Genomic DNA, 24,054 nt, shown 5'->3' with positions numbered 1-24,054 from the left:
TCTTTTCTTCGAAAACAAGGAACAGACTTATTAAAATAAATAAGTCCGTCCTCTTTACACTTTACCCACTTTACAGACCGCGCTTTTCTTCATATTCATTAATCAACTGCAAGCCATATTGGCATTTTCAACCCAAGACGAGTTTCAGCTTTACAAATCCACTCATCAGCAATCCCGTCACCATAATCAGCAAACCCAACGAAATCCGACTCTTCAATAAGATCAATTATTCTCGAATAGTCCACGTCTAATTGCTCTCCGCTACGAGCCCGCAACCTCCAACAATCCGACTAATTTATCTGCGGGGGATCGCCGCCTTTTTTATCATTTTTTCAAAGTCAGATTTTCGGCTTTCCTATGCACACCAGCTCAACTTAGCAAACCATATAAAAAATAAGAAAACTTATCACATAACTTTCTAACACTCATGTCCGAAGAATCTACCTCTACCACAGCCCAGTTCTCGCTCACATCGAAGCCGAAACACCGTCCCTGCATGTCATCTCCGAAAAATCGAATATCCCGTAGAGCTATCGCTGTACCTGCATCAAAAATTTCTTCAGCCTCTAAAAAGCCGCTATAAAGCATGATGCCCGCCTCGTCAATCTCCCCAGCTCCGAACGTTCTTAAGAATGCCAAATAATCTTCGGGGACATCCTGAAAAGCTGCTTGGATCGCACGTAAAACAGCATCCTCCACAACAACGAGCCCATCTAAAAAATGCTCATCTTTTTTCTTGCGCATCAGCGCTTCAAAGTTCTCCATCACCACCTCTCTATTTTTTGTCTGAGAAAATTTCTCGCGCTACGCTTCCGGCGCGGTGGATGCCACCTTGGTGTTGATCCGGGGAAATAGAGGTCAGACCACCATTGACATTTGAAAGTCATCTCTTTGGGCGACCAGCGAATCCTCTAACGGTTCGCTTACCCAAAGCTTGTGCTATCTGCGACGAATACTTTCCCGTTCCGAACACGTAATGTCTATTTGTAGCACCTCTGATTTGGTCGATTACTTCTTGCTGAAGCTCATCCTTGAAGAGACGACGATACGCCTCAGTTCTCTGATCGACATTACTACCCAATTCTTTATAACAATCATGAGGCGTTATAAGGGCTGAAGGTTCCAGCTATGCATTTGCACGGTAGCTCATCCAACGATACTCAGCGGGATGATCCACCATTCCCGCTCTGACGGGATTCATTTCTATATACCGATAACAGGCCATCAAATAGCTTTCGTGCTGCACGATACAAGAAAGATAACGACCTTCCCACAGAGTACCTGTGCGTTGATAAGTACGATTTATATTTTGGACATAACGCTGACCAAGCCCTTTCATTAACGAACCAGCACCAAGATGGGTAGTTGGAGTCAGTAATACATGCACGTGATTCGTCATGAGACACCACGCGTGAATTTTGCAATCATGAGTTTCCGACAAAAGCTATAAGAGGTGGATCTAAAAAAATTTAATCATCTTCTGAATAGAAACAAACCGAACGATTACTTCCGCGCTGAATGCAGCGGAAGACCTGGTACCAACAACCGAGGACAACGAGCCATAACAACCCCTTGATTTCTGAAAGAGGTCAGCTTAGTCGCCTGCAACAAAAGCAAAGAAAAATAATGATTTCAATTAAATAAAATTTTTAAAGAGCACAAGTCGTTATAAATAGCGAAAACCATTATATACGTTAATTAAACATCACAAAAAAAGTTAAACCCTTGTATGGATTTCGCTGAAAACGTGGTCTGACCCCGATCCCCCTGTGATGGGAATTTTAACCGTATAAGTAGCGACTAACCCGTCGCCACAACTCGGGGTAGCCGGAAGCTAAAGACCTGCAAAGCCTAAAGGAGCACCATTCCGAGACATCCTATCCATGACTTCAGCATGTCGCTGATTTATAGATAGCATTTTATCAGGACACGCGTAAAACTATAATTCTATATCTGCTGCACTCATGGGGTTCTTGTCCCAGTACTAACAATGCTATCGAAACCATTGGACCGAATGAAAGCTTTAGCCTGAGCCTCAACCTTTTGCACCATTCAACTCCTCAATGCTGGCAACGACAACACTTCATCGTACTTTGGCCAGTCTTCCCTCGCGCGTTTGAGCACACCTCGCATCAACTCGTCCAACTCAGGCACTGGTTGCTCGGGCGGCAATTGGTCAAAGGGCGCGGCCAGCAGCGGATGATCAATCTTCTGCGGATTGGCTAAACCTTCCCACTGGCGCAGGCGCAGAATATAGAGAATTTCCACTGGCACGCGCTCCAAGTGCCAGTCCCGATTGAAGTCGTAGGAATTCTTCTGGCTCTCTTTGCCGGTTTGCCAAGTGTGGCGGTCACACGCGGCCAACAGGCAGGGCATCAGATCGTCGGGGCTTGGAGTGCGCCACTTGGTCAACAAGGCTTCGTAGATGGGTTCGTCGTAAGCATAAGCAGGCCATTGATGCGAGACATCGCCCACCCAATCGGCAAACATGCGCAGCATAAAGGCTTGGGCGCGGCGGTGTTGCTCTTCGTACTCAATCACTAATTGATGCCCACGGTTGAGAGCCGCATGGGTGAGATAGCCCTGATGGATGACGGCATCCTTCCAGCCTAGGACCGCCATGGCGGCCATCATATTGGTGGCGGTTTGGATGCTGTAGTTTTGGCGGCGTCGATCATTGCCTGCCGCTTTGGCAATAATGTCGAACTGGCCCGCCCAGAAGAACAACTGCCAAATTCCTACTTGGTAATAGCGCAGCCAATGGGCCAATTCCAGAAGCCATCGCGGATTATCTGGTGCGTTTGCCAATACCTTGTGGGCTCGTGTGACGGCCATCCATTCGGAGCTACTACGCGTAACGTTGTCACTATTCGGTACAGGCATTGATGGCTTCGCAAATGCATCGCCGCGCTCAACATATTCACGGATGCCATTCAACTCGTATTCATCTGAGACGTGTGGCCCCTTGACTATGCGCCCCAGCACACTTTTGTAGGAGGGCCATTCCGAGTTTACGCCCGAACGCTCGCACTGAATTACTTCTTGGTCCATGGTTCCACCTTAAATTCTGCTATACCTGTTTTACTGGAAGCGGGAACACCGACTTTGACTGTTACACCTTGAACCTTGGCTTTTCCTGAATCCAACGCCGCTTGCAAAGCATCGCGTAAAGCAGGATCAGAGTCGGCACATGGTACTTTTGGCATATTGTCGTAGGCCTTCAACACGGCCTGCAAAGGTATCAGAATTAAAGGAGACAGATTTATTAATAGCCTACCGATCAGCGTCACATTTAAATAAATCCGCCCCCTTTATCTTTACACAAACTAACTCATACTATAATAACTATAAAGATCCGAATCCGGCCAAAACTCATCATATGCGGTCAATATACTTCGAAGGGCCTCACTACGAGGATCTTCTGAAGGGTTCATTTTTGAAATTACAAATTCTTTTATTTCAGGCCACTGCAACTCACGCATGCAAAATGCCACAGCTTCAAATGGCGAGTTCCTAGATGTTAAAATCAGTTCAAATCTATCTATAAACCACTCTCTATAGTCCGGATGTTTTTTTACAAACTCTAAAATATTTAACAATGACATCTCATAGGAAATTTCCAGCTCTTCACTAAAAGCGGCCATAGCCACATCACAAAGAATATCAAACTGTTTAATAATGTCATTCATTTTGGCACCCAAGCAACTTTTCTTGGATTACCAAGATCTGGCACCCAGACTTTTTCTATGTATTTACCAGTCACATCAAGTCCTTTTTGAGAGAACGCATTTTCTGCTGCGATCTGTACAGCGCGACCGGAAGGTTCATAATGCTCAGAAGTATTATCTATATATTTAACTTCCCCGCGCACAATTTTCACCTCACCAGCTGCAATAACGGGCTTACTATTCGCAAGGTCAATGTGGAAAATAGGGGTCAGACCACCAATATAAGTTTTAGCAGTAATCGTGTTCTGCCCCCTATTTTCCCCTGCTGCTTTTTAATAGTTACCAAGCCCGCGACATTTCCACAAAATGGCATAGGGCAGCTCGTCATCCAATATGTCTGTCGAGCGAAAATAGTAGACCACTGACGAGTTCTCGAGGCTTTTGTGAACAAAGGCACCATCGGACATTATGCGGTAAGAGGCATGTTCCATAACGTCCCCCACGGCCTTCAACGCTTGCTTGATTTGACCATAGGTCGTGCCTGCCGTCTTTGGTATCAATTCCGCAGGGGGACTACTGACAGCCATGTCATCACGTTCAACTTCTCTGAAATAGGCTCGACGAAACGCTGCCTCGCTGGTTGCCCAGTAAAAAGAAACTAATCGGAGTTTGTCCTGACCATCCTCGTTAACGGTGTCGGCCAAGCAAAATTGATTATCGCAAGTTCCATAAACACCCTCATCGATGAGTGAAAGTGCCGCTCCGGATGTATCAAGGACATCACCTGCTTTTTGCTCAAGCAACAACGACCAAGGAATCATCACCACACCCTCCAGAATTATTGCGGCCATTTGAATATTTTGCCTTCGACCCTGCCAGCCTTGAGTGCATTTTCAGCTGCCGTTTTATGCGGTCCCTCTGGCATATTTTTGACCGAATTTACGATCTCGGTTTGCCAGGCCTGCAGTTTTGAAGCCGGCACCGATGAAGGATAACGTCCCCCTTCCGCTCGATACTTAGCGTCCCAAACAATCAGTGAACGAATCGACGGATCATACGTAATGAAATCTGCACCGGGTAGCGATGCTTTTCCGGGACCGGAGACGCCTATCTGGCCGGAGTCCAATGTCTGGTGCCATCCACGCGCTTCGCCGATTGCGCCGTTCAGTTCTGAGAAAGGACTACGCCCATAGTTAACGTTGGCGAGGGTGACAACATCGGCATCAACCATTGGTTTTGGGGTCGCCGGTATAACATTTCTTTCGACCAGAACACTCGTTTCCCAGTCACCCTGCCCCCCAAAAGCATTCTCATTCTTGGCTACCACACCTTTAGTAGACCCGGCGACCGACTGTCCTTTAAACACGCTCGGCAAACCGGCAGCCGATGCGTTCAAAGCCCCAAGGAAAATGTTCTTGGCGCCGTCGCTTGAGTCACCGTTATAGGCCTGCACGCCACCATAAGTGATCTGCAATACGCCGCTCTCAGCGGTCACCAACCGTACAGCCAACCCCACGCCCCCGCCCAGCACATACAAAGCAGGCGTGCCAATTGCAGCCTCCCCTTCGTAGTGCTGGTTAATGAGCATTTTCTGTTGCGCGTCGCGGTAAAGCTGTTCGTTTTCGCTAGGAAAGCGGTTCATCTGCGCCAACAAATCGCCGGGATAGAGCCGTTCTAGCGAAGCGTCTTTATTGAAGCTCCCAGCCGCGTACGCCACATCGTTGCTTTGTCGCAGAGGACCGGGCCGCATAAGCGCGTAGATGCGGCGATCAGCCTCACCCTGTCCATACGCCGCAACGAGTGCGTTTGCGTAATCCGTGAGGTACGCCTGTGCTGCGGCTTTATCGGCAGCCGACATCGAGTCTGAATTGCGGCGCAGGCGCTCAACCAAGGCATCTGAAATCTGATCTTGCTGATCGAGCGCGATAAGCGTCTTTGCGTCCTCGATGGTGTACTTTTTGTGCTTGATCGCGTCGCGAGCCTTTTGTAGCAAAGACTCGTTAGCCGGGCTCAACAGGTTATTTTCAACCGCGTTTTTCCCAACCTGCGCCGCTGCCACCGCATCCAGCGCGCCCTTGCCGGTCAGCGATCCAGAAAGGCCACCCGCCAAGGTCGAAAGACTGGCGATTGTCTGTTTTTGCTCTTGGGTCAGGCTTTCATTACTGACGACGCCATACAGATGCTCCTTGATCAGCCTGGCGGTTTCTTCCGCCGCCACAGCACCGGCTGCGCCAGCAAGTGCTGAGTTACCGCCAGCCTTGGCGAGCACAGCACCCAGTACCGCATGGGCCATCAGATTGGCTGTGGGGTCGCCCTTGGTCCTGTCCCTGATTGTTTCTGCCAGATACGGCGCCGCCGCCCCCGCCAACGCGCCCCCGACGCTACCGCCCATGGCCGCTTGCACCACAGCCGTTACCGCCTGGCTGGCCTTCTGGAAGCTGCTCCCTACGCCATAATCCTGCTGGGCACGTTGGTTGATCTGATCCCGCGTCGGGTTAGCAACCCCTTCCTGCACGAGCTTTTCTCGGGTCGCTTTGTTGACGTCGCTATTAGGGTCGTCAGCGGCCTTGATCCTCGCCGCAGCAATCGCGTCGCCAATCCCCTTGGTCAACTCCATCGAGCTTTTGACCAAGTCCATGCGCTCTTGCATGGCCTTTTCATCAGGCTTGTCGAGGCGCTGGTTAGCATTCGCTGTGTCGCGGTTCAAACCGACGAGGTCGTTAGCGCCCTCGGGGTTGCGCACTAGGATCGCGCCTTCGCTGACAGCGCTGCGCGTATAGCTGTGATCCGAATCATTAAGCGCCATGCCATACAGGGCACCTGGAGTCAGCGTGCCCACGCCGCCACTGTATGAACCGGAGACGCTCACGCCCGCCGATTTGCTCTCAATCTCGCTTTTGTTCTTGATGTCGCTGACCAGCAGTCGATCTGTCAGCAACAGGTTTCTATCGGCGGTGGCTTCACTCGCAATCACTGCACCTTGCAAAGTGGTGTTCTTGGCCACGTCGATGGTGTAGCCACCTTTGCCGGCATAGAAACCGCTCTGGTCGGTGACAGCCTGGTAGTCGCTGTTCATCTTCGACGCCGCCAGGTTGGCGGACGCTGCCACGGTTGAGCCGTAGCAGAACGGTGGAACGCAGATGCTCGCACCAAAGCCCGCGCTGTCCTGCTTGCTCTTGGATGTATCGGTGTCCTGGCGCGACAGGATGTTGAGGTTGCCGCCGATGTCGGCATCGATACGATCAGCCCGTACCTGTGCCCCGATCAGGCTGGTGTCCTGGCCGCTGCGCAGTACCAGCGAGCCGCTGTCCAACGTGGTGTTGACCTGGGTAACCGAGCCACCCGAACCCAAGTTTTTGGCGGTTTGTGCGCCAAGGTCGAGGGTGAAGCCATTTTGCTCGCCGATGTTGAAGCTGGCGCCGATGGCAGTGCGATTGCGTGAGCCATCGTTTTTGCGGTCGGTGGTGTTCTGCGCGCTTTGCATCAGGATGTTGTTTTTCGCGGACAGCAACGTGCTGTCGGCTTTCAACGTACTGCCGGTAATCGTCAGGTCACCCAACGTGCCCGGCGCGTCGCCCGCAGCAATGATCGACAGTTTGCCCCCGACGTTGAGGTTGCTCTGGTGAACGGTCTGCGCCGCGTATTCGCTGCTGCTCTTGGTACGCGTGTTAGCCAGTTCGGTGCCGATCTTGATCAGCGAACCGTTGCCGGCGGAGCCACCGGTTTTGTTCTTGAAGCCGGTGCTCTGCTTATTGAGCTCGCCGCCCTGGTTATTGAGGTTGTAGAGCGACAGCGCCGCCTGGGCGATTTTTACCGCTTTGAGGCGCGGGTCGTCGGCACTGCGAGCGGCCTCTGCGGCGTCGCGAATGCTGTTGGCGGTATCGACGACAGAGCCCGCGACAACACGGCCTACTGCCAGACTTTTCGAACTGTCCTTACTGGTCTGACTGGCAGTCTCCACACCCGAGGTGACGGTGACATTGGCACCACTCAACTCCATGTTCTTGGTGCTCACCAGATCACTGGCCACCACCGTCAACTCACGCCCCGCCGTCAACGACACATTGCCCGCACTCGAGCCAATAGTGCTGCCGGTCAAGGTCATCTCATTGGCCGTGCCGTTGTGCTTGGAGCTGTTGATATACAGCTTCTGGTTGCCGGTCATGTCATCCAGACCGAGCTTGTTGCCGGTCAGCACACCGGTCAGGTCGCGATTTTTTTCCTTGTGCATGTCGGTGCGGGCGAAGGTGTTTTGCGCCGCGTCGATGGTCAGGTCGCGACCGGCTTGCACGGCGAGGTCGCCGGTGCTGACCAGGTTGGAACCGGTGACGGTAGCGTCGCGCTTGGCGGCAACCGTGACGGTTTCGCCGGAGACCATGCTGCCCATCGCGGTGGTGCGTTTTTCGTCGACCTTGTCCTGGACCTTGCTCGACTTGAGCCCGCCCCAGCTGCTTTTGCTTTCCTTGCGCTCATGGCGGGCGCTGTCGGAATTGCTCACGGCCAGGATGTTCACGTCCTGGCCCGCGACCAATTGCGTCGCGCCGTTCTCGGCGGTGACCGCGCTGCCGGCCAGCAGCAGGTCTGCACCGGCTACGACGGTGCTTTGAGTACCTGCACTGACGAGACTGCCGACGTTGTTCACAACGTCCGTTTCGTCGAGGCGGAATTTCTTGCCCTGGGACGTTTTCTTGGTCTTGCTGTAGAAGCTGTAGTCCTGGTCTTCGGCGGTGCGCAGGCTGAGGTTTTTACCGGACACCAGGTAAGCCTCGCTACCGGCATTCACCTGGCTGGCCACCAGTTGCAGGTCTTGCCCGGCACTCAGGGTGGCGTCGCCACCGGCCTTGATCACGCTGGAGACTTGCTGGACGTGGTCTTCGATGCGGGTGACTTTTTTCGAATTGAATGACGAATGTTGCTCGTTGGCCGCCGCGATGGCGTTGAGGTCGCGGGTGGCGACAAGGTTCACATCGCGCTTGGCTTCCACCTGGCTGGCAACGGCGCTGATGTCGCGACCGGCGATCACGTGCAAATCGCGGCCGGCTTCGACCACGGAGCCCTGCTGTGCAATGTTTTTGAAGCTCGAACGGGTGCCGACGGCGCTGCTGTTAACCGTTTGCGCAGCGATGATATTCACGTCGCCAGCGGCTTGTGCCGTGGTATCCGCAGCACTTTTGAGCACGCCGCCGACGTTGTAGAGGTTGGCACCGGCTTTCAACGCCAGTGCATCAGCAGATTCGATGCGCGCGGCACTGTCGATAAAGTCGCTGCGCTCAGTGCGATAGGCACTCGCGCTTTCATGAGTGGTCACGCTGCGCTCATTGAGCAGGTCGGCACCGGCCACGAGGTTGACGTCGCCACCGGCAATCACGCCGCCGCCACGGTTGCTCAGGGTGTCGCCGCTGAGCAGGTCGAGGCGCCCACCGGCTTGCATCAGACCGCTGTTGGTGAGGTTGCCGCCGGCGTTTGCCAACAGGCTGCCGGTGGCGCGCAAGGTGCCGGCGTTATTGAGGTTGCTGCCGGTGATCAGCCGGACGTCGCTGCCGGAAATCAACGCGCCATTCGGCGCCAGGCGGTTGCTGGCCTGGGCAAGGTAAAGCACCGGCACCAGCACCTGTTGCCCGGCGACGGTAGTGTTTTCCAGCCACACGATATCGTGAGTCAGCGCCGCAACCTGCTCGGCGGTGAGGCTCACGCCGACCGACAGGTTCAACGCGCTTTTGCTGCTGATGGCGTTGTCCATCAGGTGCTTGAACAGGTCGGCATCGCTGGTCTGGCCGTCGATGAAACGCTGGCCGGTGCGGGCGAGCACGGCTTGCTGGATCAGGCGCTGCTCGTAGAAGCCATCACCGAGGCGGCGCTGCGCCGTGTCGGGGTCGTAGCCGAGCTTGGTCAGCATGTAATCCGAGCCCAGGAACTGACGCATGTCGGTAAACAGCGGGTTGGTTTCGATCAGGTATTTGTGCGGGTTAGCCGCGAACTGACTGGTCGGCAGGCCATTCACGCCCTTACCGTCGTTGAGGTGGAACAGGCCGTTCTCGCCGGTCGGCAGGTCGAAGCCCGGCAGGCCGAGTGGGTTGACCTGTTGTTGGGCAACGTCCGGCGGCAGTTGCGGGTTGAGGCTGACCTGAGTCGAGTAGCCCGGCGCCTGGGTATTGGCGCCGCTGCCCACGTAGGTGTAGCCGCCGCGTACCACGGTGTTGTCGATACCGGCCTGGGCCACCACATCCACAGCGCCGCCTGCCTGGATGACCGCGGCGTAGCGTTGGTCGGTGGGCGACAGTTCGGTGGTCTTGCCAAGGTCGACCAGCTCCTTTTGCATCATGCCGATAAAGGCGGCCATGCCTGCTTCAAGACCACCGAGGTTGTTGGCGTCGTAGCCAGCACCGTCAACGGAATACTGGCGGGTGAAATTCGCCGCGTAGAGGTACCAGCCTTGCGGCTTGCGCTCGCGTTCAGACATGAAGAAACGGTCGTGCTGGGTGTCGTGGGTCACCAGGCCGATGTTGCTCAACTGGTTGACGCGCACGCTCAGGTTACCGCCGGCGGCGATGCTACTGCTGCTGTTGAGCAGATCACCGCCGGTCAACAGCATGTTGCCGGCCGAGGTGATACTGGAGGCGGCTGAAGCCTCCTTGACGATCAGGTGTTCGCGCTGGGTGATCTGGAACGGACGGTTCTGCTTACCGCCCTCACAGTCGCCACCGGTCACGCCCTCGACACAGGCAACGGGGGTGATGGACGCGCTGTAGATGCCCGACTCGGTGGTGAGCACAGTGCGAATGTTCTGGATCGTGCTGGCGGCCAGGGTCAGGTTGCGCTCGCTCTCGATGGTCCCTGAGCTGTTGATGATGCTGGTCGCCAGCCCACCCTGACCGTCGCGGTCGATACGCAGGTTGCCCATGGCGGAAATGTTGGCGCCGAGGTTTTTCAGGCGCTCGACGCGCAGGTTCATATCGCCGCCGCTGAAGATCAGGCCATGGTCATTGAGCAGGTTGCCCACGGACAGGTCGAGGCTGCCTTGGCTGGCGACGGCGCCGCCAACTGTCCAGTCCAGGCCTTTGCCGACCAGTGCACGGGTGCCGAGCAGTTTGCCGCTGGAGGTCTGTTGCAGGTTGTCGACATTGACGGTCAAGCGTCCGGCCTGAATTGCGGTGCTGTTGGTCCAGTGGGTTTTGTCGAGCGTCAGGTCGCCATTGGTCACTAGGCTACCGCCGACATCGTCGAGGCTGATGCCGCTCAGATCCAGCACGCCAGTGCCCACGTGCAGCACTTTGCCGCCGGTGTTCTGGAAGGTGCCGGCGGCGAGGCTCAACTGGTCGTTGGCGGTTTCCAGGCTGCCGCTGTTGTTCAGCAAGCCGCCGATGGCGTAGCGGGTTTTACCTGCCTGGCCCACTGCACGCATCTGGCCGCTGTTGGTCAGGCTGGCGGTGTCGACATCCAGGGTCGTGGCGCTCTCGATCAAGCCACGGTTGGTCAGGGCGCCTTGCAGTTTCAGGTCAATCTGGTTGGCCGCGATCTCGCCGCCGTTATCCACATTCAGGCCGCTGAGGCGAATGCGATCACGGGCCAACAGCGCGCCGCTGCCGTTGTTGAAATCGGTGGCATCGATCACCGCATCGCCGGCTTTGGCAGCGATGCGCCCGCCGTTGTTGGCGAGGGTGCCGGCGGTGATCGTCACACCGGCCTTTTCACTGTGGATCAGCCCGTTGCCGCCGTTTTGCAGCAAGCCGGTGGTGGTAAGCGCCAGGCCATCGTTGGCGGCCAGCGTCCCGCTGCTCTGATTATCGACACTGTTGGCGAACAGGGTCAGCAGGCCCTGGCTGGCGAGCTTGCCGCCCTGGTTATCCACATGGGCGGCGCGTTGAACCAGCAGCGGGCCGACGCTCGCCAGCTTGCCGTTGCGGTTGATCAGGTCGCCGAGCAAATCCAGGGTGATGGAGCTTGCGCCCGTGAGGTTACCGGCACTGTTGTCCAGTCGGTTGCCGTACAGGGTGAATGCACCCGTGCTATCGATGATGCCGCCCTGGCTGTTGTCCAGCAGGCCGCTGACGTTGAGGGTTTGTGCGCCGTCGCTGAGCAGTTGGCCCTTGTTGCGGTTGTCGACGCTGGCGGCGGTAACGTTCAGCGCCTGCTTGGCACTCATCGTGGCGCCCTGGTTTTCCAGTGTTTGTGCGGCGGTGGCGGTGAGGCTGCGATTGGCGATCACCCGGCCGGTGTTGGTGATGTTCTGGCTGTCGAGCGTGACGTCGCCACCGGCATTGCGCGTGTTATCGGCGTTGACGCCGGCTTCGATGATGCCGCTGTTGGTCAACCGCCCGTTGCTGGCCAGGGTGATGCTGTCACGCGCAGCGAGGCTTTTGCGGTTTTTCAGCTCGCCTTTGGTTTTAGCCTTGAGCGTGGTGCCAGCGTAGACCGGCCCGTTCGCGTCGAGGCTGGCCGCCTTGATATCCACCGCGCCGCTGGCGGCGGCCTGGGCCATGCTCAAGTGGCCGTTGGCATCCAGTTGGATATCGCCGCCACTGGCCGCCAGCGTACCGTCGAGCTTCACGCCCACGCCGGCTTCGGTGCCCACCAGCTTGATGGCGCCAGCGTACATGCCGCCAAGCGCCGAGGAGTCGATCGCCAGTTCCGGTTTGGCGCTGCCGTCATCGGCACGTGCGGTGGTTTTAAGGCTTTGCGCATCGACGTCGTTACGACCGGCAATCACGGTGAGTTCGCGTGCGTTGATCTGCGCGTTGATCTTGGCCGAACGGGTGATGATCTCGAAACGGTCGACGTTGCTGGCGTTCAGGCCTTTGCCGTCGATGGTCACGGCGCCGCCATCCACCTGGTAATGGTCCAGGCGACCGACTTTATCGATCACCGGTTTGCCGGTAGTCAGCGTGACGTTGGGGGTGTTGATAAACCCGCAGCCGTTGCAACTGATGCCATAAGGGTTGGCCACGATGACCTTGGCCGACTGCCCCGCCACTTCGGTATAGCCACGCAACTGGCTGGGGCTGCCGCCGTTGACTTCGTTGAGGATGACGTTCGCCGCGCCGCCCTTGAGGTTCGGGTTGCCGACGATGATCCCGCCCAGTTGGGTGTTCTGCAGCGCACCCGTGGCGTTGTTGAGGATCACGCCATTGGGGCCGACGTTGTAGTCCTTGAACTGGTTATGGGACAAGCCGCTGCCATTGGGCGTGGCGATGTTCACCACCGGTACGCCGTTGCCCGCCTGGCCGACGCTGGTGCCCGGGCCGCTGACCACGATGCCGTCAGCATTGGCCAGCAGCGGCTGCCAGAACAGCGCGTTGGCCAGGACCAGCGCAAGGCCGCGTTGGGACAGGCTTTTCAGGGCAGAAGCAGGGCGAACATCCATATTCTTAAATCTCAAGGCAGCGGCGTTGAATTACAGGAAGAAATCCAGGCGGAAATAGATCGGCGCTTCGCGCTCGGTCACCACGCCAGGTCGCTCCAGGGAATGGGCAAAGGTCACACTGGTGCTGACGTATTTGCCGCGGGCGAACAGCTCGACGGAATTACTCGATACGCGCCCATGCTCGTCATCGTTGTAGCGATCGTTGCGAATCACGCCCTGGTCATATCCGACACTGGCGCCGTATTCGGCGAAGGCCGGACGCATCCAGTCCAGGGTGACCGGTCGCGCCCAGCGCACTTCGTTGCGCCAGTAGCCACCGCTGTCGCCGTTCAGTTGCTGGTCCTTGAAGCCGCGCACCGAGTAGGACCCTCCCAGGCTCATGCGTTGCGGTGAATACAGGACGTCTTCACTGCGTTGCCCGGTGGCGAGGCTGGAAAAACTCAACGACTCGCCCCACAACGTAAAGGGTTGCAGGTAGCTCATGGTGGCGGTGTATTTGCGATAGCGCGGCGTCGCCGTGAGGTTGCCCTGGGCGTCCCGTTCTTGCCGATTGCTTTGCGCATCAAACGCACCGATACCGTTTTGCATGCCCACATCCAGGTTGACGAAGGCACTGCCGATTCGCCGGCCGTGGGTGAGGCCGACCTGGAACTCGCTGAGGCGGTTGCTGCTGGTCGGCAGGCGTGCGTCGAGCACGTAGTTGTTGGTGCGCAGGTGCGTCAGGCCGACGTTGACCGAGGTCTTGCTCACATCGTCACGATGGATCACGCGTTCGGCGCGCAGTTGGTGGTTCTGGCTGTCGCCGTTCTGCTTGAACTTGAAGTCATCGAGCCTGCCGAAGGTGCGGTATTCACTCTCGCTGTAGCTGTAGCTGAAGTTCCACCAGCCCCACGGCAGGTTGTAATAGAACATGCTGCTTTTCGAGGTTTTCTGGTGGTCGCTGAGGGCGTCGTGGCCGCCGCGCAGAATCAGCTGATCGGCCAGGCCTAACGGGCTGTCCCATTCCAGGCCCGCGCCCCATTGCTGTTCTCCGGTACTTTTCTGGCCGTCGTTGTTGCGCGACAGGCTGGCGCGCCAGGGCTTTTGTGGCGTGTTCTTGACCCGCACTTCACTGCCGCCGACCTGGCTGCCAGGGGTCAGTTCCATCTGTGCCTGCTTGGAGGGCAAGCGGCTGAGTTGGTCCACCAACTGTTCGACTTCCCGCAGGTTCAGCGCCTCGCCGACCTTGCCGGGAAACGCCATCGCCAGTTCGCGATCAGTCACATTGCTGCCCTGTGCGCCCTTCAAACCTTCGAGTTTGCCTTCGACCACCAGCACCTGGAGATGACCGCTGGAGAGGTCTTGTTGCGGCAGGTAGGCACGGCTGGTGACCCAGCCCTTGGCGATGTAGTAGTCAGTGATGACTTTGAGCAGTTCATTGAGCTGTGCAACGCCCAAGCACTGGCCGACATAGGGTTTGAGCAGCAGTCTGCGGTCGCCGCCGGACAGGCTGTCGGCGCCCTTGAGTTCGATGTCCTGGATGGGAAAGCAACGGGTGTCCGCTGGCAGCGCCGGGGCCTGGGGCTGGGTGCCTTTGCCGGGCAGGTCCTGGAGCTCTTCCAGGCGCCGGCGCTGCTCTTCGAGGAGGCGGTTCTGGCGGTCGCGGATCAGGTCCTGATCTCCCGGCGTAGGGGCGGCCGTGGCGCTGTTCAGGCTCAAATAGGCGAGCAGGAAAGTGCACAGCAGATACCGAGTCCGTGGCAGTAACAAAGACATGTTCGATCCATCGAAAATCAAGGGCCGGCAAACTAACATCGAACTTGTGCCAACTCAAAAACAAGAGTTAGTTGCACATTCGTACTAGTTACTTATACAAGCTGTTGATTAATAACAACTAAAAATAATCAAAGAGATACATGGCCTGTCACTGGAATTATTATTCCGACAAGCGGCAGCACTATTGATCGCGATTCGTCGGATAACTTATAAATTGCCATTAGTTGGCCATCAAGTTATTGCCGAGATAGGTTAGTACCGGAAAAAGCAGAAAAGTTCGCGGAGGTTTTGTGAATTGGATCCCATTTGTCGGGATTAAACCGGATCGTTCCCACCTTGCGTGGGAACGATCTTCCTGCGTGTTTCTTAGCCAGCGTCTTTATTCTGGTCCTTGCCAGGCACCAGGCTCAGCCCGGGCTTTTCCACATCACGGGAAACATGGGATTTGACCTGCGCCACACCACCGTCCTCATCGTTGTGGATCACCAGCACCCCAGGCCGACGCAGTTGCTCCAAGTCACCTTCGCCCAGACTGAAGCTCTCGCTCAGGTTCTTATCGGTGAGCGCCTTGGCCTCGGCGCGACGCTGGGCAAACTTGCGCCCTTTGCGTTGCTGGTAGCGCGCCCAGGTGACCAGGATCACGGCGTTGAACAATGCAATCCACAGGTACACCTGCAAGGTATTGAGCGCGGCAAAGATCGGCGCGTCGATACGCGGGCCATCGTGGGTCTCCAACATCGAGCTGATCCCACGTGCCAGCAACCAAATCAGGCCGGCCCAGGCCATCAGGGTCAACAGCACGTCGATGATCCACATCACCAGCCGTTGGCGAGTTCTGACCAGTTTCATGATCACGCCTCCTCTTCAGTGGGTTTGATACCGCGATCCGGGCTGACCCAGCGCGCACGCTTCTGATGCTGGTTGAACAACACCTTGGGGAAACTGACCAGGGTGGTAAACAGGCTGACCAGCCAGAACACCATCGGGTACCACACGGTCCAGAACAGGGTTTTCCACAGGTCCTTCTCGTAGCGGCGGTCGATGATGATGCTCACGGCAAACTGCAACAGACACACCATGGCCAATACCAAGCCGGTGAACGCCGGTGGCATCAGGGAGTCGACCGCAATCGCTTGAGGCAGCGGGATAAATTTACCCACGCCCCAGAAGATCACCGACAACAGGAAGGTGAACGCCCAACCGGTGGACAGGCAGTATTCGAACAACAGCGGCCACAGGTAGCGATGACGCCATTGCCAGATGCCACGGATATTCTTGAACAGCACCTCGGCGCCACCCTGGGCCCAACGCAGGCGTTGTTTCCACAGGCCGCCGACGGTTTCGGGCATCAGGATCCAGCACAGGGCGCGGGGCTCGTAGAAGATGCTCCAGTGATCGAGCTGCAGCTTCCAACTGACATCGATGTCCTCGGTGATCATGTCGGTGCTCCAGTAGTCGATGCGGTCCAGCGCCTTTTTACGGAACGCGACCACTACACCCGACACCGTGAAGATCCGCCCGAACACCCGTTGCGTGCGCTTGATCAAACCGATGATCGAAGAGAATTCACCGACCTGCACGCGGCCGATCAAGGTCGAGCGTGTGCGGATGCGCGGGTTGCCGGTCACAGCACCCAGGCGTGGGTTATCCAGCATCGGCGCCACCATGTAGGCCGCTGCGTTTTTATCCAGCAACGCGTCGCCATCGATGCACACCAGGAACTCGCTGCGCGCCGCCACGGCGCCCATGCGCAAGGCCACGGCCTTGCCTTGGTTCTGCGCCAGGTGCAGCACGCGCAGGCGCGGGTTCTCCAGCGCCAGGGCGTCGAGAACGGCGGCGGTGTTGTCCTTGGAACCGTCGTTTACCGCGATCACTTCGATGTTCGGGTAGAGCTGACCCAGTGCCGCATGGATGGTGTCGGCGGCATTATCCCCTTCGTTGTAGCAAGGAATGATGATCGAGATCAGCGGGTTACCGGCAAGCTCGGGGGCCGGCGTGTCCTCTTTCCAGGGCCAATGGCGCTCCCAGTGCAGCCAGAAATACAGGCCGCCTGCGATCCACAACGCCGACATGAACAGCGGGTAGAAAAACACAAAGTCCATCAGGAACTGCCCGGTGACCAGGAAGATCAGGCCCAGGGGCACACCCAATACCAATGCCAGCACGAATAAAGCCAAGAGTCTGTCGAACATGGTCAAGGGTTCCATTGGTTGGAAAGGGCCGGACGCACAGTCTTCAGGTCCGGGGAGTTTTCCAGGAAGTTGTCCGGGTAGTAGCCAAAACTCGTGACACCCTGGCGCTTGAGTACACCCATCCATTCAGCCATCTGCTTGGCGTTGACGTCCGGTGCGGCCTGGGTGCGCCAGTCTTTGGCTTGCAGTTCGAACACGGTACGCTCCATGGCACCGGGGCGTGCCTTGACCGTGGCGACCAGCTTCTCCAGCCAGGCATTGGAGTTGCTGTACTCCTGGCCTTCCATCAGCGGCATGGCCATGGGCGCGGTCCAGTCGTAGGTCTGCAGGAAATCATCTAGGTTCTGCGCAAACCAGGCTTCGCTGCCGGGGTTGAGCATCGGCTCGGCGAAGATATTGCGCGCGGTCAGTATCTGCGGCCCACCGATGGCGCGAACCTTGGCAGTCAGCTCCTTGGTGAAGTCGATCAGGTAGCGGCTCTTGAAGCGGGTCCAGCGTTGCATCACCGCCGGATCGGCACGCAGCGCCTCAATGGTGTCCGGCAGGCCCGCAGCGGCATAGGCCTTGAGCGCGGCGGGGCTGGCATCTTCGAAATCGTTGAACACCGCATCGTCGTGGTACAGCACGCCGTCGATGGCATTGTTGCGCGCCAGGTCCTCGTAGATCTCACCGATGATCTTGCGCACCTGCGGGTCGAACGGCGACAGGCGTTTGTACTGGTCCGGGTCGAGGCCGACCTGGCCGGTTTTCGGGTCCCAGCGCGTCACGCGGGGCAGCTTGGGATCAAGGGCGAAACTGAGCACTGGCATCCACGCATACACGCTGGCATGGGCACGGGTGTGCAACTGCCAGGAGACGCGGTTGAACAGGTCGGCGCGTACCGGCAAGTGGCGGTTGGGGAAGTACACCGAATGCACCAGGCCGTCACCCTTGGGATCGGCGAAGGCTTGCAGGAACACGGTGCCCGCGCCCATGTCCACCACCCGTTGCACAAGCTGGTCAAGGTTGCGCGCCTGTTGAGCCGGGTCCGGGTCGTAGACGTTATCCAGGTCCACATGCAACACGCGCATCGGCGCCTTGGTTTGCACCGCGACCATGCTGTTGGCGAAATGCTCGCCATCCGGGTCGGAGGCCACCAGGAAGCGCGGGCTGTTCATCAAGTCGCTGGAGCTGTCGAGGCCATCTTCCAGGGTCAGGGCCATCTGGTAACCCTGCTCGCCAATGATCGCCAGCGAGGTGCCTTTGGCGGCACCGTAAGGCCATACCCACACCCGTGGTTTCTTACCGGTGACGCTTTGGATCTTGTTGGAGATCGCCACCACATCGGCACGCATCCGCGCATCGAACTGCGCCTGACTTTCATAGCGCCCGGTGGCCGGATCAAAACGCAGCGAGGTCGCCGCCGGCTCCAGGTTGCCCTGGGGGTTGGCCAGGATGCCCTTGTGGTTGTTGTCGGTGTGCGCGGCGATTTCCACCAGGCCCGATTGGGACACTTCGCGGATCTGCTGCCAGGTCAGGAATTCGCCACGCGGCCGTGGCTGGCCGGCGAAGTCCACCGGTTGGTTCATCGGCGTGTCGATCCAGTAGCCCACCGGCGCCAGCAGGGCCGGCCAGCGATAGGCACGCAGGATCGGCATCACGCGGGTGTAGAAGCTGGAATAGCCATCGTCGAAACTGAGCATGATCGCTTTGGGCGGCAACTCAGGCCCACCGTTGCGGGCTGCCAGGATCTGGTCGACGCTGACCGCCTTGTAGCCGTTCTCGCGCAGCCAGGCCAACTGCTCGATCAAACGCTCGGTGCGCACCGCCACCACCGCCTGATCGGGGTCGCGATCTTCGACGTCATGGTAGGCAATGCCCAGGAAATGGTTTTTCGGCCACGGCGCTTCGTTGGCCGGAGTCGGCCGCTCGGCGGGTGGAGTGAAAGGCGCGGGTTGCTGGGCACAGGCACTGGCCAGCATTACGCCCAGAATCAACAAGCAACGGCTGAGGACGGTCATGGTCAGGCTCTTCTAGAAACGGTAAGTGAGGTCGACGAGCAGACGCAGATCGCGTTCGCGATCACCGTCGTAAGGTCGGCTGATCAGGCTCAGGTTGGCGCCGGCTTCCAGCACATCGTTCCAGCGATAGCGTTGGCCGTAGCCCACCAGACCGATGCCACCGGTGGAATAATCCTGCTGGCTATACGTACCCGCACCGACCTGGAACTGCTGACTCCACTGGGTCTCGTAGCGGTGATAGAGCACATGATTGATGTTGAGGACAGGCAACACGGTGAAGTCTGACTTCGGATTGAAGTAGATCGTGTCCTCCTTGCTGTTGCGGCTGGCACCCACTTCCAGGCCCAGGTCTACTTGCACCTTGGGCGAGCTGTAGAGGCCTTCGCGGCCGCTGAGCAAGGCCTCGAAACGGTCGTTGCCATCGCTGAAATGGGACGGGCTGAGGGTCAGTTTCCACTCGCGGCTTTCATTGGCGCGCCAGCGGATAAAACCGCTGCCGCCGTTGGCCGTGATCCCTTCATTCAACGCCCGCAGCGGCGTGGTGGACAGCAGGTAGCCGAGGCTGCCGCCGTATTGCCAGTTGTCGTTGATGTCGCGGGCAATCGACACGGCAGCGCCTTGTTTGGAGCCATCGCCGTAGGAGTGGTTGGAGACCTCGGCTTCAATGGTCATGTCGCGGGTACGCCGCTCTACGCCCACGACTTGCCAACGGTGGTGACCGGTGCCTTCTTCAAAGTCGGCAGTGGCATAGCCGGCACCGGCGAACACGCGCCAGTCTTCGTCGATGGGCGGCGTGTAGATCCGGCTTTCAATGCCCCAGTCACGGCTACCCGAGACGGCACCGGCATCGCCGTTGTTGCCGCCGCCGAAGCTTTTACCGGTGTAGGCCTCGACCCGCAACTCGGCCATGTCGTGCACATCGCGCAGGCGACTGAGGCGCTGCACTTGGCGGTTGTCGGGATTACGGGCGACCACGTCGTCGGTGAGGATGTCGAGTTGACGCCATTCCTGCAGGTCCAGGGCGGTGAAGCCTTGGGACATTTCCAGGCCGATGTCACGCGGGCTTTGCGCTTCGGTTTCCTTGAGCGATTGCTCGGCGCGCCGTGGCCAGTCGCGGGCGCGGTACATCTCGGCTTGCGCCAGGCGCAGGCCGATGCTGCCAGGCGCCTTGCCGACCAGTTCTTCCAGAGCCTTTTCGCTGGACGGCAGGTCGGAACCATAGGTGCCGGCCTGGGCGGCCAATTGTTGGGCGTCCATCCACTCATCGTTAGGGTTGCCGATGGGCAGCCCCTTGAGTTCAACCCGGGGTTTCTGGCTGTCGGCCAGGTTCTTGGCGACGGCCCGCGCTTCGTCCACCTGGTCGTTTTCGAGCAAGGCATAGAACAAAGCGGTGCTGTCTTCAACGCGGTCGCCCACGTCCGCATCGGGCGCGCTCAGCGCTTGGCGATACAACGGCGCCGCCTTTTCCGGCAGGCGCTGGTCGAGGTAGGACGCGGCCACCCAACGCACCGCATAGGTGGGCAACTGCACACCTTCGGCCTGGAGGGTTTCGTAATCGCGGATCACCTCGGCGGTGCGCGCCCGCGCCTTGAGCGCACCCAGGCGATCGATACGCCAGCGCACCACGTCGTCTTTGGCCGTGGGGTCCGGGGTCCAGCGGGCGAGGAGTTGGTCATAGCCCTGCAAGGCGCGATCGGCGATGACGTAGCGTTCTTTCTCGGTGCGCGTGGCGAACTCGGCCATGCGCACGCGCTCGGCGGCCAGGTCGCCTTCCAGGCGACGTTGGGTCACCGGGTCGACAAGACCGGGGCGTTGGGCCGACAGGCGCAACGCAGGTTCGGGCAGACGTGCCTTTTGCAAGGCAACGACGTATTCGCGGGCTACTTCCGGCTTGTCGCCTGCGCGGACAAACGCCTGGTCGAATTCGTGCAGCGCGTCGTACTGCAAGCCCGCGCGGGTCAGCGCATAGCCCAGGGCCATGCGTCGATTCGGATCATCCGGTTTGGCAGCCACCAGCGCGCGAGCGCGTTGCACCGCTTCGCTGGCTTTGCCGCCGTCAGCCTGGGTAAGGGCCAGGCCCAGTTGCAGGTCGACATTGCTCGGCTCCCGCAGCAACGCCTTGCGATAGACCGCCTCGGCCTGCGCCCACTGCTTCTGGTTGCGATAGGTGCGCGCGACCGTGGCCAGGGCCTGGGCGGTCAAGTTGCGATTCTGACCCTGTGCCTCATACACCTTGAGCACTTCGGCATCCTGGCCGGCCCAACCGGCAATCACCAGGTGGTCGCTGATCTGGCCTGGCGTCTGGCGCTCGGCAGGCAGTTGGCGCAATTGAGTCAAGGCGGGTGTGAAGTTGCCGTTGCGCGCCTGGATGATCAGGGCGTCATAAGCCGGGTCGGCCATGGCGAAGGTGGGCATCAGCAACTGGCTGCACAAGGTTACCCCGATGAGCAGCCGTAACCGGCCTGAGGCACTGAGTGGGAGGTTTCGCAGCATATCGTGAGCTTCCTTACACACGGAAAGCTGTAACGATAGGTGGTCCTGAGCAATTTGCCTCAGGGTGTCGGCGTCTCGTGACCCGACCTAGCTTTCCTGTATGAACTATCCCCGACGCCTGTATGAAAAAGGACAATTCATAACAATTGTTCAGAATTGCCCTACAAATCTGAAAAACCAATGGGGGAGCGGCCTTGCCTGCGATGAAGGGTGGCTAATCGACATGAGTGCCGGCCTTTTGACCCTTATCGCGGGCAACCCCGCTCCCCCATTAATTATTTCTGGGCGATGACGAAACCGTTACTGCGCGCCGCTGACCGCACCGACCTTGGACATCACGAAACCGATGAACTGCTCGACGGTCATCTTCTGGCCGTTGAAGGTCACTTCATTGTTGGCGTAATGCAGCTTGGACACCACGTCGCTGCCAACCAGGGTTGCCAGCTGTGTGCCGACCGCCATGCCGCTGACCATCTCGCTGGCCATCTGGGATTGCTGCTCGATGGCTTTAGGGTCGGTCACCCCACCGACCTGCGCTTGCAGGGCGGCAACGTCAGCGATCATTGGCTTGGACAGGGTGAGATTGGCGTCCAGCAGCGAGACCATTTGCTTGCCCAACTCAACCGGTGGCAGCTCCATGGAGGTCGGCTTGGCCAGGTCCAGCACCAAGTTGAATTTGCTTTCGCCGTGGGTGGTTTTCAGCGACAGGTTTTCCAGCGCCAGATGCGGCTTGGCGGCCAGCAATTGGTTGACGTTGGCTTCTGCCAGGGTCTGCTCGGCTTCGGTCAGTTGCAGCTCAGGCACCGGTTGACCGGCGGCGGCAGCGGCCTGCACCGGCTGCATTTTGTCTTGATACAGCTTGGTCAGCACCAGGCCGGACGGCACGTCGATGTTCTTCAAGCTCAGGGCCATGGCAGCAGAGCCCACTGGCTTGCCCTGGTAGCCGATCTCGTCGATCTTGTAGTCGACGCGACCGGACATGTTGTTGTCCTTGATTTCGCTGGTGTCTTTCTGCTCGAAGCCCTTGAGGGTCAGCACGGCTTTCTGCGGGCCGAAGGTGAGCTTGGTATCGCTCAGTTCTACGGTGTTCTGCCCGGTGTAGAAGCCGAAGGTGGATTTTTCCAGGTTGCTGGCCACGGTCAGGCCGGCGAGTTCGGCGTTGAACGGCGCGCCATTGGCGTCGACTACATACAGCTTGAGGCTGTTCATGTAGCCATCCACCTTGACCTTCTTGCCCTCGGCGGTGCTGTCGAAGTCCAGGTTCAGGCCGGAGAAGCTCACCGAGGAGGTCTCGTCCTTGAATTCCAGCGGCAGCAATTCGAGGTTGCCGGTGACCGAACGGCTGTAGCCGATATTGGCCACGCCCTTGAGCGGCGACACGTCTTTGGCGGCGGCGAACCATTTTTCGGTGGTGGCGTTCTTTTCCAGTTCATAGTGACTGGTGGCCATGACCGGCAGCCACTTCAGCGACACCAGGCGCGAGAACGGCAACGGGCCGTGTTCGATATGGTCGACAAACAGCAGCTCGGGGTTCGGGTTCTGCTCGCCGAAGAATGAGCCCTGGCCCTTGAGGCGGTAGTGCGCGGTGCTGCTGAACAGGCCACGGTCCAGGGACACCAGCTCCAGGGCAACGGTGCCGTCGACGCCAGCCATGGAACGTTGCAGTTCCTTGTTGGCGTCCTGCACCGCCGTTTGCAGCACCGGCTCCAGCTGCTTACCGGTGTACCAGGCACCGCCTGCACTGACAACGCCGACGGCGACAACGAAACCCAAAAGAACAACGGCTGGCTTATTCATGAAGTGACCTGATCAAATCCTGTGAGAAGTGGGCTGTCTTCCTTGAACCCATAAGGGTTGGCTCAAGCCCGCCAAAAGCGGGGGAAGATTAGCACTGGCGGCCGCGAACGGCCCAGCTTTTCAGAGGGATCAGTTCAGCAGGAGTTCAGGAATACTCCAGCTCAATTTCATCCAATTGATGGTCGAAACTCTTCAGGCGTGCCGTCCAGGTGTACACCAGCACCTCAAACTCGCGGTGTATCACGGCATTGCCGGGGGTGTCGGCCTTGGGGTCACAGAAGTCCAGTTGGTAGCGCTCGCGGGCCATTTGCGTGGCTACATCGGACAATTCCCGCGCGTTATTCAGCCAGTGCCTACCGTCCGCGACTTGCTGATCGAGTGCCACGCACTGTTTTTTCAGGACTTCGAGGCTTTTTTCCAGGGGCGTGCCGGTCAGGTCGCCCATGACCTCCTGAAAGGTGCGCCCCGGTTGCCAGTAGCTGCCCCAGAAGTAGCGGTCGAACACGGTCTCAACGCGGCGCAACGCGACCTTGGTGTCCCAGATCGCCACGCGGGTCTTGCCTTGTTCGAGGAGTTTTTTCTTCAGCCGTTGGTTCTGGTAGGAGGCCCAGGCCACGACGCCGATGGACAGGGTGCCGATCACCAGGCAGGCGCTGTCGAGAAACACCATCGCCTTGTCGAGTTGGTGAGCCAGCATGACGCCGTAGAAATAAGCAGCCGATAACAGCACCAGTGCGAAGAGCACGCACCAGAAAGCGGGAGCATAAGGGTTTTTCATTATTGGAATC

15 protein-coding genes are annotated in these 24,054 nt (G+C 58.2%); all 15 read right to left on the bottom strand.

Annotated features, from left to right (window positions below):
* Positions 1-369: 369 nt before the first annotated feature.
* Positions 370-765, bottom strand: a complete 396-nt coding sequence (locus ACP7EW_RS19055; RefSeq protein ID WP_426218960.1) for an SMI1/KNR4 family protein — start codon at positions 763-765, stop codon at positions 370-372.
* Between the two features lie 361 nt (positions 766-1,126).
* The gene (locus tag ACP7EW_RS19050; protein WP_237142538.1) at positions 1,127-1,399 is read right to left on the bottom strand and encodes a transposase; all 273 of its coding nucleotides are present in this window, start codon (positions 1,397-1,399) and stop codon (positions 1,127-1,129) included.
* 653 nt (positions 1,400-2,052) lie between these two features.
* The gene (locus tag ACP7EW_RS19045; RefSeq protein ID WP_033900135.1) at positions 2,053-2,727 is read right to left on the bottom strand and encodes a hypothetical protein; all 675 of its coding nucleotides are present in this window, start codon (positions 2,725-2,727) and stop codon (positions 2,053-2,055) included.
* A 308-nt stretch (positions 2,728-3,035) separates the two neighbouring features.
* On the bottom strand, positions 3,036-3,290 hold the full coding sequence (locus ACP7EW_RS19040) for a hypothetical protein (RefSeq protein WP_082461618.1): 255 nt from the start codon (positions 3,288-3,290) through the stop codon (positions 3,036-3,038).
* Between the two features lie 36 nt (positions 3,291-3,326).
* Positions 3,327-3,689 (bottom strand): hypothetical protein, encoded by a 363-nt coding sequence (locus ACP7EW_RS19035; RefSeq protein ID WP_426218958.1) that lies wholly within the window; start codon positions 3,687-3,689, stop codon positions 3,327-3,329.
* Entirely contained in the window at positions 3,686-3,880 is a 195-nt protein-coding gene (locus tag ACP7EW_RS19030) for a hypothetical protein (protein ID WP_426218956.1), read from the bottom strand. The genes ACP7EW_RS19035 and ACP7EW_RS19030 overlap by 4 nt, the downstream gene beginning before the upstream one ends.
* Before the next feature lie 120 nt (positions 3,881-4,000).
* Entirely contained in the window at positions 4,001-4,519 is a 519-nt protein-coding gene (locus ACP7EW_RS19025) for a hypothetical protein (RefSeq protein ID WP_426218955.1), read from the bottom strand.
* Positions 4,507-13,029, bottom strand: a complete 8,523-nt coding sequence (locus ACP7EW_RS19020; RefSeq protein WP_426218953.1) for a hemagglutinin repeat-containing protein — start codon at positions 13,027-13,029, stop codon at positions 4,507-4,509. The genes ACP7EW_RS19025 and ACP7EW_RS19020 overlap by 13 nt, the downstream gene beginning before the upstream one ends.
* Before the next feature lie 30 nt (positions 13,030-13,059).
* Positions 13,060-14,784 carry a ShlB/FhaC/HecB family hemolysin secretion/activation protein gene (locus tag ACP7EW_RS19015; protein ID WP_426218951.1) on the bottom strand — a complete coding sequence of 575 codons (1,725 nt, stop codon included), beginning with the start codon at positions 14,782-14,784 and terminating at the stop codon, positions 13,060-13,062.
* Positions 14,785-15,150: 366 nt separating this feature from the next.
* The gene (pgaD, locus tag ACP7EW_RS19010; protein ID WP_426218949.1) at positions 15,151-15,633 is read right to left on the bottom strand and encodes a poly-beta-1,6-N-acetyl-D-glucosamine biosynthesis protein PgaD; all 483 of its coding nucleotides are present in this window, start codon (positions 15,631-15,633) and stop codon (positions 15,151-15,153) included.
* Between the two features lie 2 nt (positions 15,634-15,635).
* Complete coding sequence (gene pgaC / locus ACP7EW_RS19005) at positions 15,636-16,976, bottom strand: poly-beta-1,6-N-acetyl-D-glucosamine synthase (RefSeq protein ID WP_426218947.1); 1,341 nt, start codon at positions 16,974-16,976, stop codon at positions 15,636-15,638.
* A gap of 2 nt (positions 16,977-16,978) precedes the next feature.
* Positions 16,979-18,976 carry a poly-beta-1,6-N-acetyl-D-glucosamine N-deacetylase PgaB gene (gene pgaB, locus ACP7EW_RS19000; protein ID WP_426218945.1) on the bottom strand — a complete coding sequence of 666 codons (1,998 nt, stop codon included), beginning with the start codon at positions 18,974-18,976 and terminating at the stop codon, positions 16,979-16,981.
* A 12-nt stretch (positions 18,977-18,988) separates the two neighbouring features.
* Entirely contained in the window at positions 18,989-21,469 is a 2,481-nt protein-coding gene (gene pgaA / locus ACP7EW_RS18995) for a poly-beta-1,6 N-acetyl-D-glucosamine export porin PgaA (protein ID WP_426218943.1), read from the bottom strand.
* A 300-nt stretch (positions 21,470-21,769) separates the two neighbouring features.
* Positions 21,770-23,266, bottom strand: coding sequence for a YdgA family protein (locus ACP7EW_RS18990; RefSeq protein WP_426218941.1), 1,497 nt, complete (start codon positions 23,264-23,266; stop codon positions 21,770-21,772).
* Between the two features lie 145 nt (positions 23,267-23,411).
* The gene (locus ACP7EW_RS18985) at positions 23,412-24,044 is read right to left on the bottom strand and encodes an NADH:ubiquinone oxidoreductase subunit N (RefSeq protein ID WP_426218939.1); all 633 of its coding nucleotides are present in this window, start codon (positions 24,042-24,044) and stop codon (positions 23,412-23,414) included.
* Between the last annotated feature and the right edge of the window lie 10 nt (positions 24,045-24,054).

Origin of the sequence: Pseudomonas sp. DWRC2-2, from assembly GCF_049897885.1 — a bacterium.
Classification (GTDB): Bacteria; Pseudomonadota; Gammaproteobacteria; order Pseudomonadales; family Pseudomonadaceae; genus Aquipseudomonas; species Aquipseudomonas azotoformans_A.
The sequence above is the reverse complement of the archived record's forward strand: the minus strand, read 5'-3'. Positions and strand labels throughout refer to the sequence as shown.

Bases quoted from the DNA above. Each gene is read 5' to 3' on its own strand.
- ACP7EW_RS19015 (WP_426218951.1), bottom strand. From the start codon at position 14,784: ATGTCTTTGTTACTGCCACGGACTCGGTATCTGCTGTGCACTTTCCTG.
- ACP7EW_RS19020 (WP_426218953.1), bottom strand. From the start codon at position 13,029: ATGGATGTTCGCCCTGCTTCTGCCCTGAAAAGCCTGTCCCAACGCGGC.
- ACP7EW_RS19055 (WP_426218960.1), bottom strand. From the start codon at position 765: ATGGAGAACTTTGAAGCGCTGATGCGCAAGAAAAAAGATGAGCATTTT.
- ACP7EW_RS19050 (WP_237142538.1), bottom strand. From the start codon at position 1,399: ATGACGAATCACGTGCATGTATTACTGACTCCAACTACCCATCTTGGT.
- pgaB (WP_426218945.1), bottom strand. From the start codon at position 18,976: ATGACCGTCCTCAGCCGTTGCTTGTTGATTCTGGGCGTAATGCTGGCC.
- ACP7EW_RS18990 (WP_426218941.1), bottom strand. From the start codon at position 23,266: ATGAATAAGCCAGCCGTTGTTCTTTTGGGTTTCGTTGTCGCCGTCGGC.
- pgaD (WP_426218949.1), bottom strand. From the start codon at position 15,633: ATGAAACTGGTCAGAACTCGCCAACGGCTGGTGATGTGGATCATCGAC.
- ACP7EW_RS18985 (WP_426218939.1), bottom strand. From the start codon at position 24,044: ATGAAAAACCCTTATGCTCCCGCTTTCTGGTGCGTGCTCTTCGCACTG.
- pgaA (WP_426218943.1), bottom strand. From the start codon at position 21,469: ATGCTGCGAAACCTCCCACTCAGTGCCTCAGGCCGGTTACGGCTGCTC.
- pgaC (WP_426218947.1), bottom strand. From the start codon at position 16,976: ATGTTCGACAGACTCTTGGCTTTATTCGTGCTGGCATTGGTATTGGGT.
- ACP7EW_RS19025 (WP_426218955.1), bottom strand. From the start codon at position 4,519: ATGGCCGCAATAATTCTGGAGGGTGTGGTGATGATTCCTTGGTCGTTG.
- ACP7EW_RS19035 (WP_426218958.1), bottom strand. From the start codon at position 3,689: ATGAATGACATTATTAAACAGTTTGATATTCTTTGTGATGTGGCTATG.